Source organism: Phocaeicola sartorii JCM 17136 = DSM 21941 (assembly GCF_054653615.1).
The window spans coordinates 2,391,147-2,404,784 of the sequence record NZ_BAAIFW010000005.1 but is presented as its reverse complement, the minus strand read 5'-3'; the positions used below and the strand labels follow the sequence as shown (position 1 = coordinate 2,404,784).

Annotated in this window: 10 protein-coding genes; 2 read left to right on the top strand and 8 right to left on the bottom strand. The window is 42.7% G+C overall.

The features are described 5' to 3' along the window. From ACYQ0C_RS10115 to ACYQ0C_RS10080, 8 genes are all read right to left on the bottom strand, one after another. Positions 1-552 (bottom strand): acyltransferase, encoded by a 552-nt coding sequence (locus ACYQ0C_RS10115; RefSeq protein ID WP_016276669.1) that lies wholly within the window; start codon positions 550-552, stop codon positions 1-3. Continuing rightward, positions 549-1,658, bottom strand: coding sequence for a DegT/DnrJ/EryC1/StrS family aminotransferase (locus ACYQ0C_RS10110; RefSeq protein ID WP_016276668.1), 1,110 nt, complete (start codon positions 1,656-1,658; stop codon positions 549-551). The genes ACYQ0C_RS10115 and ACYQ0C_RS10110 overlap by 4 nt, the downstream gene beginning before the upstream one ends. A gap of 16 nt (positions 1,659-1,674) precedes the next feature. Continuing rightward, complete coding sequence (locus ACYQ0C_RS10105; RefSeq protein ID WP_016276667.1) at positions 1,675-3,108, bottom strand: lipopolysaccharide biosynthesis protein; 1,434 nt, start codon at positions 3,106-3,108, stop codon at positions 1,675-1,677. Between the two features lie 42 nt (positions 3,109-3,150). Continuing rightward, on the bottom strand, positions 3,151-3,951 hold the full coding sequence (locus ACYQ0C_RS10100) for a hypothetical protein (protein WP_016276666.1): 801 nt from the start codon (positions 3,949-3,951) through the stop codon (positions 3,151-3,153). A gap of 516 nt (positions 3,952-4,467) precedes the next feature. Then, a complete protein-coding gene (locus ACYQ0C_RS10095; protein WP_244964589.1) occupies positions 4,468-5,100 on the bottom strand; it encodes an N-acetyltransferase in 633 nt (210 codons plus the stop codon). Further along, on the bottom strand, positions 5,072-5,236 hold the full coding sequence (locus ACYQ0C_RS10090) for a hypothetical protein (RefSeq protein WP_016276664.1): 165 nt from the start codon (positions 5,234-5,236) through the stop codon (positions 5,072-5,074). Before ACYQ0C_RS10090 ends, ACYQ0C_RS10095 begins: the two co-directional genes overlap by 29 nt. A gap of 157 nt (positions 5,237-5,393) precedes the next feature. Next, a complete protein-coding gene (locus ACYQ0C_RS10085; RefSeq protein ID WP_016276663.1) occupies positions 5,394-6,770 on the bottom strand; it encodes a C1 family peptidase in 1,377 nt (458 codons plus the stop codon). A gap of 95 nt (positions 6,771-6,865) precedes the next feature. Then, a complete protein-coding gene (locus ACYQ0C_RS10080; RefSeq protein ID WP_025076714.1) occupies positions 6,866-8,332 on the bottom strand; it encodes a Na+/H+ antiporter NhaC family protein in 1,467 nt (488 codons plus the stop codon). Positions 8,333-8,525: 193 nt separating this feature from the next. Here ACYQ0C_RS10080 and ACYQ0C_RS10075 point away from each other — a divergent pair, with 193 nt between their 5' ends. Together ACYQ0C_RS10075 and ACYQ0C_RS10070 are read left to right on the top strand one after the other, a co-directional pair. Continuing rightward, positions 8,526-9,089, top strand: coding sequence for an HdeD family acid-resistance protein (locus tag ACYQ0C_RS10075; protein ID WP_016276661.1), 564 nt, complete (start codon positions 8,526-8,528; stop codon positions 9,087-9,089). A 64-nt stretch (positions 9,090-9,153) separates the two neighbouring features. Next, the gene (locus ACYQ0C_RS10070) at positions 9,154-13,614 is read left to right on the top strand and encodes a translocation/assembly module TamB domain-containing protein (RefSeq protein ID WP_016276660.1); all 4,461 of its coding nucleotides are present in this window, start codon (positions 9,154-9,156) and stop codon (positions 13,612-13,614) included. Positions 13,615-13,638: the final 24 nt, after the last annotated feature.

Sequence of the window (13,638 nt, the reverse complement as noted above, 5' to 3'; positions counted from 1 at the left end):
TTATAATTTGGTTTCTAATTTTTTATAATCTTTTGAACGAGGAATTAATCTTTTAAGTGGATTTCCAGTATATATCATATTGGATTTACAATTCATTTGAACCAACGACATTGCACCTATGGCAACCCCTTCCTCCAAAATAACTCCAGGCAGTATTGTTGCTCCACATCCTATTATTACATGTTTTTCCAAGACAACAGAAGCATCAGTAACATTTGTGAAGTTCCTAGGAACCATTGGATTTGTCATATATTTGCCTGAATAATCATCACTACTGGAATATATGCTTACACGACCCGATATGGAACAATAATCTGATATGATAATATTACCATTTCCAATCAATGATGAATAACACGCAATATGAACATAATTACCTACCTCTATTAAGGAACCAGCTGATAATATACAAAAATCGTCAATACGAACATGATCACCTATGATTATATTCTCCGGACGATAAAACCTTGCATATCTACTAATCAAGACATTAGTCCCATACGATTTAAAACCTATTGATAGTAATTCTTCTTCTGAATAAAAAGATGTCATTTCCTAATACAATTTAATATACGATATATGTTTTCTTGATTCAACGCATGGTGCATCGGCAGGCAAATCACACAGTCTGCCATCTTATGCGCGTTAGGAAGATTTTCCGGTCCGGCACTCTGTAATCCTTTATAAGTAGAAAAGGTACTGATAAGCGGATAGAAGTATCTGCGTCCCAACACATTGTGTTCTTTCATCCTGTAATAAAGTTCATCACGGGTCATACCATATTTCTCTGCATCTATAAAAATGGGGAAGTATGAATAGTTATGCTTCACGCCCGGCATATCATCAAAGAATGTAACACCATCCACCCCACGCAACGCTTCACGGTACTTTATAGCAACCTGACGGCGTGCAGCAATGGCGGAATCCACCTGTCTCAGATTCAGCAGTCCGTATGCGGCACGTACTTCATCCATTTTACTGTTAATACCCGGAGCCACCACGGTCACCTCATCGGCAAAGCCGAAATTCTTCAGATAGTCTATACGTTTCTTGGTCTGTTCATCGTGCATCACCAAAGCACCACCCTCTATCGTATTATAAACCTTGGTGGCATGAAAACTGAGTGTAGACATATCCCCCGCATTCAAAATGCTTTCACCGTTTACTTCCACACCAAACGCATGGGCCGCGTCATAAATGACTTTCAAGCCATACTTGTCGGCTATCTCCTGAATACGCACGGTATCACAGGGCTTTCCATACACATGAACCGGCATGATGGCCGTCGTTCTGGGTGTAATGGCAGCCTCTATCTTGTCCGGATCCATATTACCTGTAGACGGGTCTATATCCACGAAGACCGGAGTGATGCCGTTCCACCAGAGGGCATGGGTGGTAGCCACAAAACTATAAGGGGTGGTTATCACCTCGCCCGTTATTCTCAAAGCCTGCAAGGCGGTTATCAATGGCAGTGTCCCATTGGTGAAAAGGCTGATAAAAGGTACTTTCAGATAAGCAGCCAGTTCCTTTTCCAGCCGCTTATGAAAAGAACCGTTGTTGGTTATCCACTTGCCCGCCCAAATCTCCTTGAGCATTGCGTGAAAATCGTCAAGGTCCGGCAGTAACGGAGACGTTACTGTGATCAAACTTTTATCCATATCAAGTTTTTTTAATTTATCTTTTTGATAACAATGAAAACAGTTCCTGTAGTTCCTGAAAACGGAGAAGCCTTGTTACAGCCAGATAAAACCCACTGCCCAAAAGGATGCCGCCCAGCAACTGGGCATACAGATTCTCCGTCATCCACTGAAGGGAAAGCACAAGGACAAACATCAGCAAGGAAACCGCCAGAGTGGGAAACAAGTCGCGCATCTGCATGATAAAACCGACTTGTATCAGCTTTCCTGTATAAAAGGTATTGATTACCAGGCAAAGGATGGAACTTACCACTCCCCCAAAGCACATGGTTTTCAGGCCTAGAGGAATGGTCAGGCAAAGGATGCTGACCCCTATCGCCTTCTTGATAATTTCCAACCGAAGGAAAAGATCGGAACGTCCCTGTACCTGTAACAGGTTCAGGTTGATGGCATGAATAGGATACCACATCATCGAGAAACAGATGATTTGAAGCAGAACCGCACAGAACATCCATTTCTCACCCAATACAATCCGGATAAACGGAAAGGAAACCGCGGCAAGTCCTGTCATAAGAGGAAAGACCACATAAGCGGACAACTTGAGAAATTTACGATACACTCCACGTAATCTGTCAATGTCATTCTGTATGCTGCAAAGTACGGGAAAAGTCACACGTTGCAGTATCCCTGTAATATTGGAAGAGGGGAAAACTGAAAATTGCTGCGCCCGTGTATAGTGTCCCAAATCACCGGCGGAAAAGACCTTGCCTATGACAATGGGATAAATATTGCTGTAAGTAGTATCCAGCAGACCGGACGCCAACAGTTTGGAGCCAAAGGAGAACAATTCCCTGAAAGATTTCCAGGAATAGGTTCTCATGGGCTTCCATTTTGAAAAGATCCATAATAAGAAGGTGTTTATCCCCAGATTGACCAGTTGCTGGCATACCAATGCCCAGACACCGAATCCTGTATAGGCCAACATAATACCCACCACACCGGAGATAACAGCAGCAATCAAGGATGCCTTTGCCTGGGTTTTGAAATCTATTTTTACCGTCAGCAGTGCACGCTGGACTACGGCCAGTGAGTTAAAGATGATACCTAGGCATACCACCCTCATCACCAAGGAAAGTTCGGGCAACCCATAAAAATCCGCCACCCAAGGCGCGGAAATATAGAATAACAGATAAAGCGCAAAACCAACAGCTATATTGAAATAAAACACAGTAGAATTATCTACCTCTGTTCGGTTCTGTTTACGTATCAAGGCTTGGGAGAATCCACTGTCTATCAATGATTGGGAAACAGCCAAGAATATGGTCAGCATTCCGACAAGGCCGTAATCCTCCGGAGTTAACAGTCTGGCCATGATGATCATGATGACAAACTGAATGCTTTGCACAGAAAAGCGTTCTATCGAACTCCAAAGAATACCTCGGGTTGTAACTTGTTTTAAGGAATTGGACATATTATTGTCATTCAGTCAAGTAGAGAATATTAATACGTACTCCTAGTCCACCTTCTCAAACGGAAAAGCATGAAGATAGCTGATAGCCACCGTCATATTTCCAAAAGCGAACACCAGCCTTGTATTACGATGCAGACGCATAATGCACCCCTCCTTACCATGGAAGATACCGCCGGTGATACGAATACGTTGTTTCTTCTGGAGATAAGCCTCCAAAGGCCGATTCAACAGTTCAATATTATAAGGCATGGATTCATATAGATAGATGAACTCCTCCATCTGACGCTGGGGGATAACCGCAGCACGATGGGTAACGTAGTCCGTTACCAAATACTGTCGAGGAAGCATGGCAGACAGGATGCGCTGAAGTTGCTCCAAAGGGGCACAGACAAACAGCCAACCGCTACCTTGCACTTCCTCTTCGTCTGTCAAAGCATTGAGCAGTGAGGCAGAGCCGGTAGAAAAGGCTTCCTTCACTATTTGGGCGGATTCACAGCGAGCGGCATATTCTTGTTTGGTATAATCACACTGTTCGAAACGTTTCCGATGACCTGCCTCGGTATAAGAAAATACCCTAAAACAGAAATAACAATCCTCGGTTACCCCTTCCGAACTACGGAGCTTTACAGCTTTCCTACCACTAAAAACTGCAATATAGCGTTTCAGTTCCTTATAGGAAAGATACATATAGTACCACGAGAGTTCAGAGTGTTCTTTCCCTATTCCAGCCTGTAGCTTGATTCCTGCATTTGACCCCGGGTCTGAAACAGAGGCGATTGAACTGCTTAGCAGTAACTTAGGCGCTTCGCTCGTTATGTCTTGATTGTTATTCGTTGTTCCCATCAAAACATTACATTTTATCATTCCTTTATTTGAAAAAGAGGAACAGATTTGTGATCAGATATCCTCTATATTTTGGGGTTCTCTTCGTAAGAGAACCCCAAAGCCATGTTAAACATCTGATAATTGGAAGTTTACTGATTTTATCACATGATATTTTTGTAAACAAGGTGCACCTGTTTACAACTTTTTCCTATTTTTTCAACACGAAAAATTGCGTTTAAAGCAAATATGGGCTATATTTGCACAAAAATGGGGTTCTCTTACGAAGAGATTCCCATTTTTTAATTATACCTAGAATGCGAGAAACGCCTTTCCCCAGCCTATTATACAATATAACTCATCACTGTAATAAGCCTGTTCTTTCTATTATATTTCTTTTTGCAAGAGAGAAATCAAAGAAAAGTAAAATAAAGAGACATAAACAATATTCTGGAATAAAAAACGGACTGCACAGTCTATCTTTTCTGTGCAGTCCGTCCCGATATAATGCAATGTGTAGAGGTGGGGTAAACTTATTTACCTAATCTTTAAATCAAAATATAGCAAACGGGTGTGGAGTTGTTCTTCTGTCGAGATATGATAAAAAGCTTTTTCTTCCTCTTCCGTCTTGAATAAAGGAAGAAAGTTATTGGACAAATAAAACGACAGAACGGATTCTTTGTTGTATGCATCGACTACCAAAAAACGACAGGCTGTCTTATCATCCGGTTCTATTAACCAGCTCTTAATAAAATTCATTGTTTGGGAACCTATTTTATAGCCATTCCCCTGAAAGAGTTTGTTTACTGCAAAACGTCCTATCAAAACAGCAGGATAACTACGTCCACGTTTAAGATTATTAATATGACGTTGTAGCTTATTTTTAGAAGAGGACAATAAATCTTTTGTTTTTATACTGTCATTGGACACTGTAAATATGGCAACAATCTGCTTCTGTTCGTCGTCTGTTACCCAACAATAACTCTTCCCCAACATTTCTACCGCATAATTTTCAGCATCTTTTTCGAAAAATTTATCAAGTTCTGTATTTCCACAAGAAAATGCAGAGCATTGTTTTCTAACCTCTTCGTTGTACGCCAGCAACACGCAATGTGTGTAAAGGGAAAAGTCCATTATTGAATCAGAATTTAAAATTCTTGCTTTTCTCACGAACCATTTTCAGCATTTCCTGCTCTTTCTTCGTCAGTTTAGGAATGCGCTTATGGGCATTTTTTTCTGCCCGGATTACAAAATCCGTGGCAACCTGCCCCGTCAGCACAGGTATAGATGGATAATCTGTCAACATCTTATTATCTCCTTTCTTTATTTGTTATTACAAAGGAAAACAATATTTCCAGCATGAACAAATATTTCGTGAACTATTTTACATAAAAAAAGGACTGTACAGTCTTTCTTTATCTGTACAGTCCGTTTAAATTATATACAATGCAAAGAGATGACACTTATTCTTCGTCAGCAAACATCGGATCCCATGCCGGAAGACGGATCGGTTTCTGTTTCAAAATATCCAGCACTTTGGCAGGAACATATTTCTTTTCTGCCACCACACGGAACATATATTCGTCGAACCACTTATCCGTCATAATAAGGTGTCCTCTGTATCCGCTGGCACTGCCCCAACTGTTTTCCACCATCCATTTTTTCGGTTTTCCCGCTTTATCCAAGTCCACCGCCATCAAGGTCATGGCATGACTGCTACCACTGGAGAAGGTTTGGATACGTTGTTTCTTGTCCATGCCGAAAGTGGTTCCCATCAATGATTCGTAATCATAATTATCAGGGTCCAACAAGCCACGTTTGCTATCGAGGAACTTGCCTACATCACAAGAAAAATACATCATAGTGCTGTCCTTGATGGAAGCTATGGCTATTTCTTTAATATCCTCTATCGGCAAGTTTACATAAGTCCAATTCTTGCCATCATAACGGTGACGGTCAAAATCTATTTCATAACATTTATAGAACTCGCGGCTGGGATCATTCATCAGCATCACATAGTTATTGGTCAAATCATTTCCCAAAAATTCTTTATAAAAAGACACCGGAGTATATTCTTTCGCTTCCCCACCCTTCAGACTCCATGTAAAGGTGGAAACAGGTTCGCCAAGGATCAGCACCAGCATACGGTAAACCGTTCCCAGCATTTCTGTCTTCTTCTTTTCCAGTTCGGCCGGTTTCGCTCCGGCAGCGGCGGCTTCACGTAGTTGTAAACCAAATTCCTTCAGTTTCAATCCTATCAGGTTACTCATCTTTCCGGTATTCTCACTGCTGAAAGTTTCCACCATTGCACGCTTGGGAACCAGTCCGTATTTCTCTATAATATCCGAAACTCCTGTGAATTGTCCTCCATCGCTCAAGGGATGCTTGAACAGCCATTCCACCATCTTGTCGTCTATGGGTTTTCCACTGGTATCAATGATTCCCTGTAAGAATAAGTTAGCTTTTTCTAATTGGTCGTAGAAGAAACAGTAGTTCTGTGAGAACTCCATCTCATCCAGTCCGTATTTGGCAATCATCTGGCTACGGAGCACATTCAGTCCGGTAAAGAGCCAGCAGCGACCGGAAGATTGTTGGTCGGTTATCCCCTTGGATAACACCTTGTGTGAAAATTCCGTATCAAAATCGGCACGGTTCTCCTGGTTCAAGGCCAACGTGTTGATACTTGTTCCGCCTAAGGCGTTACGGATAGCTTTGTCGGCGGGGGTTGCCTGATAACTTTGTTTGATTTGATTCAGCATTTCGCTTGAAATGCCTCCCTGCTGCGCCTGGACTGTCAATGCAGCCGCAAACAGAAGAGCGAATGTGATGTGTTTCTTCATATTAGTGTAAAAATATAAAATGATTAATTAAGGTGTGTAAATGTACATGTTTTTTTTGAACTCTGCTAATCTTTCACGTAAAAGATATATAATCATCAGCTCCTATCATCATTATGACAGGCCGGCTGCTCTGCTTTTTTCTTTATCTTATATCCCAGTATAGCAATGGTGATACTCATCAGCGGATTGATAATATTAAAGAATGCGTAAGGCAGGTACACAATGGTGGGAACACTAAGGATAGTGGCCTGTGTCATACCGCATGTATTCCAAGGTATCAATGGCGAAGTGACTGTAACGGAATCTTCTGTCGTACGGCTCAGCAGTTTGCTTTCATAACCGTTTGCGCTGTAGATATCTTTAAACATATTGCCTGTCAGGATAATGGATATGTATTGATCCGCTGTAGCAAGATTCAGAAACAAGCCCGATGCAACTGTAGATGACACCATTCCTATCCGCTTTTTCGTAAAACGTACAAAGACAGAAGTGATGCTGCCGAGCATTCCTCCGGCTGTCATCGCTCCTCCGAAACACATGGCGCAGATAATCAGCCAGATGGTATTCATCATACCCGCCATTCCGCGGGTGGATATCAGTTCGTTTATTTCCGAATGACCGGTTTCCAATTGGGTTCCACCATAAAGCATTCCCATCCCTCCTTTGAACAAGGCGGCAACTCCCCCGGCTCCTTGTCCGGCGATTTCGCATAATAGTCCGGGCTGGAAAATCAAAGCAAAGACGGTAGCCAGAGCTGTAGAGGCAAATAGAGTGATGATGGAAGGCACTTTACGCGCAATCAGTATCGCTGTGACAACGGGGACAATCATCAACCACCATGAAATATGGAATTTATCGCTCAATATACGGGTGTATTCGGCGATATGACCGGTATCAGTGGCTTCATGCGACAATCCGGCTATGGTAAAGATGATCAAAGTAATAACAAGTGACGGAACAGTGGTAATCATCAAGTAACGGATGTGAGTGAACAGCGGTGTATCCGTTACGGACGATGCCAGAATGGTGGTATCCGAAAGCGGAGAAACTTTATCACCGAAATAAGCTCCTGAGATAATCGCACCGGCAATCCAACCCTCACTGAAACCTTGCGCCTTCCCTATTCCCATCAGTGCGATGCCGATAGTGGCGATGGTAGTCCATGAACTGCCTGTCATGACAGATACTACTGCACAAATAATGCAAGTGGATACCAGGAAAAAATGAGGATGAATAACCTGTATGCCGTAATATATTAATGTAGGGACTACACCGCTGACCATCCATGCACCAGACAAAGCTCCAATGATCAGCAAGATAATAAGTGCGGTACTTACTCCGGCTATATTATTGGTAATAGCCAGTTCGAAGTCCTTCCACGGACGACGGAATCCCGCCATACCTGTCAGCACACAAACTGCTGTAGCCACCAGCAGGCAAACCTGGCTGCCACCAGACAAGGCATCACTCCCAAACGTACGAATTGTGACAAACAATAATAAAATGAGTACGAATACGGGTAAAAGGGATACTAGCGGAGAAGGGATTTTGTTATCTTTCATTCTTTTTTTATTCAATTTTTATTCAAAATGTAAATAGAACTATCAATTTGGTTTTCAGCGTGCAAAGTTCGGAATATTTTTTGAGTTCTAAAAGTCAACCGATGGTATTTAAATACTTTTTTTGTATTTGCAGGTAAACCTTTTTGCAAAGAGGGCGTTATTAGTTCAAATTATAACCTAAAACTTAACAAATATGAATGAATTAGTGGGTGGCTTAGGCTACGCTGTAAAAAATTGGTGGATGTCCCTGTTACTGGGATTGCTCTACATTGCGGTAGCGCTGTGTTTATTATTCTCTCCTGTGAGCAGTTATGTGGCACTGAGTATCATCTTCAGTATCTCGATCCTGGCCAGCGGCATTCTGGAAATCTTTTTTGCCGCCGGAAACAAAAAAACAATCAGCAGCTGGGGGTGGTATCTTGCCGGAGGTATTATTGATTTACTGATAGGTATTTATCTGGTATTCTATCCGTTGGTCAGCATGGAACTGATTCCGTTTATCGTCGCTTTCTGGCTGATGTTCAGAGGATTTACATTGTGTGGCTATTCCACAGATTTGAAACGCTATGGCACGAAGGACTGGGGATGGTATCTGGTGTTCGGCATTCTGGCCATTCTTTGCTCTATGGCTATCATCTGGCAACCCGGACTGGGCGCTGTCACCGTGCTCTATATGTTGTCCCTTACTTTCCTGATTATCGGATGTTTCCGTGTCATTTTCTCCTTCGAGTTGAAAAGATTGCATAAAAACAAGTAAAAAATTCCGTTTATTTTGGGCTACGTCGTACGATATTCGTATTTTTGTTAGCCCAAAATAAACAATGATTTCTAGTAAGAGTCTTAAGTACACTGTGCGTATTCTGCTAGGTACACTGATTGGTGTCTACCTGGGAATAATTGTGCTGCTGAACATACCGTATGTTCAGGGCAAATTATCTGTTTTTGTAGCTCAGGAACTAAAAACAATACTGAATACAGAGGTATCTGTAGGACGGATTGATATGGGACTGCTGAACCGTATCATCGTGGAAGATGTCCTTTTGCATGACCGAAAGGATCAGGAGATGCTGAAAGTAGCCCGCTTGTCGGCAAAATTCGACCTTCTTCCTTTACTGAACGGTAAAGTTACCATCAGCAGTGTCCAGCTTTTCGGATTCACGGTCAACTTGAACCGGGAAACTCCGGAATCTGCCCCTAATTTCCAGTTTGTGTTAGACGCCTTCGCATCCAAAGATACGGTTAAAACAAAATCTAATCTGGATTTACGAATTAATTCCGTATTGATAAGACGTGGCAGAGTGACATACGATATATTATCGGAACCGGAAACTCCCGGAAAGTTCAATGCCCATCATCTATCGGTGAAGAATCTCGCTGCAACTCTTTCACTGAAGGCATTGCGCAGCGACTCGTTGAATGCCGCTATCCGGCGGGTCAGCTTTGACGAACAATGTGGTTTTTCATTGCAGAAATTTGCTATGAAAGTTACAGCCAACAATAAACGTCTGGATATTAAGGATTTTGGTGTAGAACTTTCAAATACTGCTTTAAAGATAGACAGTTTGACCTTGAAGTATGACAGCCTGCCCGAATTGCCCCAAATGACAGAAAATATAATATATGACGGCTCTTTGAAAGCTTCTGTTGTGCTGAAGGATCTGGCTTCCCTTGTACCTGCCTTGTCACGTTTTGAAGAACCTTTGGATCTAAATCTGGTTTTCTCCGGTCATGGCAAGCATTTGGACTGTCCCACCCTGCGACTGACTAATCATCACGGATTGATGATTGCAGGTGAAGCTGCCTTGAGTAACTGGGATGCAGGCATGGATATGTACATTTACGGCAAACTGGGTAATCTGACCATGACAAAAGAGGGAATAAGCATCCTGATGACGAACTTGGCGGGAAAGGTTCCTCCTATGTTGCAACGTTTGGACTATATTCGTTTTAACGGAGAAGCGGCGGGCTATCTGCATGACCTCACATTGACAGGCTTGTTCCATACAGGAGCAGGCATGGTAAAAACGGATGTGATGATGAGCATTGATGAACAAAGCATGAGCAGAACCTATTCGGGCAGTGTGGCCAGTGCTGACTTGGATTTGGGAAAATTACTGAACCAGGAAAAGAAATTCGGCAAGGTGGATTTCAATGTGGAACTGAAAGGTTTCAACTATAAGAACCGATATCCGGAGTCATATATCAAAGGAGTCATATCTTCTTTTGAATATAGTCAATATCAATATGAAAATATCATGTTGGATGGTGTATATAAGGACGGAGGCTTTAACGGGCGCTTGTCCATGGACGACGAAAATGGTTCTGTCCAGATAAACGGTAATTTCAATGTTGCCAAAACAATCCCTGATTTTAATCTGAAGGCATCCGTTAAGGACCTGCGCCCCCACGAGCTCCATCTGTCGGACAACTATGAAAATGCCAGTATATCGCTGGGACTTACGGCCGATTTCACCGGCAAATCCATTGACGACATGAACGGGCGCATTTCATTGGACAGCCTGCAATTAAACGCTCCCGATGAAGGGGGATGCTTTCTTGACAACCTGACTATTACAGCCGGACAGATAAGCGGTGAAAAAGAGTTGCGCATAAATTCATCCTTCATGACAGCCGTGATACGCGGTGACTATTCCTACCACACCATTCCCGCCAGCGTAGTGAAGACAGTACAACGCTATATTCCGTCCTTACTGACTATAAAAGATAATATGCCCGATCCTCACAATAACTTCCAGTTTGATATCTGTCTGGAGAATACCGAAGTACTATCCAAATTATTTCAGATTCCACTGGAATTATACCTTCCGGCATCTTTAAAAGGATATTTTAACGATGGCGAGGAAAAATTGCACGTAGAAGGACATTTTCCGGAATTCAAATACAATGGAACGCGGTATGATTCGGGTGTTTTATTTTGTGAGAATCCTTCCGACCGGTTCAAATGCTCACTGCGAGGCGGCATGTTGATGAAAAGTGGTGCAATGCTTAACTTCTCGGTGGAGGCCAATGCCAAAAACGATCATTTGGAAACAACAATTAACTGGGGAAACAATACTGATGTGACCTACGGTGGTAAGTTTGCCGCCGATACCCGTTTCTTTAAAACAGAAGGCCCCCATCCTATTCTTCAGGCGGATATAAACATACAGCCCACCAAAGTAGTGCTGAATGATACGGTATGGAACATTCATCCATCGCATATCGCCATAGACTCGGGACGTGTGTTCATTGATAACTTCCTGTTTGAACATGAAGATCAGCATTTAAGAATAGATGGTAAACTGACCCAAAAAGAGAGTGATTCCTGTCGGGTGGATCTGAGAAATATCAAGCTGGACTATGTACTGGACATCGTGCAGTTTGACGATGTAGAGTTTGGCGGGCTTGTAACCGGAAAGGTTCATCTGAAAAGTGTCATGAAGAACCCTGTGATGCGGACCCGTCTGAATGTGCACAATTTCTGCCTGAACCGTTCTTTATTAGGAGAAGCCGACATTACAGGAGTATGGGATAAGGAATTGGGCGGAGTACGACTGGATGCCCAAATAGCGGAAAAAGGAATTTCCTCCACTCATGTGACAGGGTATGTCTCTCCCAAATTAAAAGGCCTTGACCTGTTGATCCGGGCAGATAGTACGAATGTGGGATTCCTGCAACCTTTTATAGAAGGTATTTTTAGTGAAATAGACGGTCGTGTCAACGGGCACGTCCGTTTGTACGGTGATTTCAAGCATTTGGATCTGGAAGGTGAAGTAAGGGCCAAAATGGATGCCAAAATTGATGTGTTGAACACCTATTTCCAAATCCGGGACGACTCCATACATATATCTTCGGGTAGTCTGGACTTTAGGAATGTAAAAGTATATGACCGTGAAGGACATGACGGACTGGTCAATGGTTATCTGCATCACACAAAACTGAAAAATCTGATGTACCATTTCAATATACGAGGCAACAACCTGTTGATGTACAATACCAACGAAGCCGGGGATATGTCATTTTACGGAAAAGTATATGGTACAGGAAATGTGGTGCTGGATGGTGGAAACAATGCGATGACAGTGGATGCTTCACTGACCACAGGCAGCAATACCAGTTTCACTTATATAACCGGAGTAACCACGGAAGCAGCGAGCAACCAGTTTATCACCTTTGTAGACAAAACTCCCAAGCGCATTCAGGATGATGTGGAAACCAATCTTTACCACCACTCCAATGTGCATAAGACCAAAGAGGACGACGGGCCTCCGATGGATCTCCGCATCAACATGTTGATAGAAGCAACTCCCAGTGCTACCATGAAAATTATCATGGATCCTGTAGCGGGAGATAATATTACAGCAACCGGAAGTGGCAACCTGCAAGTGAACTTTTTCAATAAAGGTGATTTCCGTATGTTCGGCAGTTATGTCATAGATCAAGGTATGTATAAACTAAGCATGCAGGAAGTAATACGTAAGGACTTTGCTTTAAAATCGGGTGGCACGGTGACTTTCTCTGGTGACCCTTATCAGGCGAATCTTGATTTACAGGCGGTGTACACGGTGAACTCTGCTTCTTTAAGTGATCTGGTGGTAGACCCCTCGCGCAACCAAGGCACGGTGAAAGTAAACTGTCTGATGAATCTGACAGGGAATTTATCCAATCCGGACATTAAATTTGATTTGGACCTGCCTACTGTAAGAGAGGAAGACCGGGAATTGGTACGTAGCGCCACCAGCACGGAAGAACAAATGAATACACAGATTATTTATTTGCTGGGAATCGGTAAGTTCTACACCTATGATTATGCCAATAACGACCAATCCTCTAATGCGACCAGTTCTTTAGCCTTCAGCACACTTTCCGGTCAGCTGAACAATATGTTGTCCCAATGGATGGACAATAAAAACTGGAACATAGGTGCCAACCTGAGTACGGGTGAAAAAGGCTGGACAGATGTAGAGGCAGAAGCCATGCTGTCCGGCAGGTTATTGAACAACAGGCTGATGATAAATGGAAACTTCGGCTACAAGGAGAATGTGATGGCAAATAGCAACTTCGTAGGAGACTTTGAAGCGATATGGTTATTGACAAAAAACGGAGATTTCCGTTTGAGAGGATATAATCAGACTAATGACCGCTATTTCACTAAATCCACTCTGACCACTCAAGGAATAGGTCTCATGTATAAAAAAGACTTCAACACTTGGGACGAACTGTTCCGCTGGTTCTTATGGAAAAGACGGAAAAACTCGCTACAGAAACGAAGCGATGACTAATTAACCTATAATTTATTCACTATC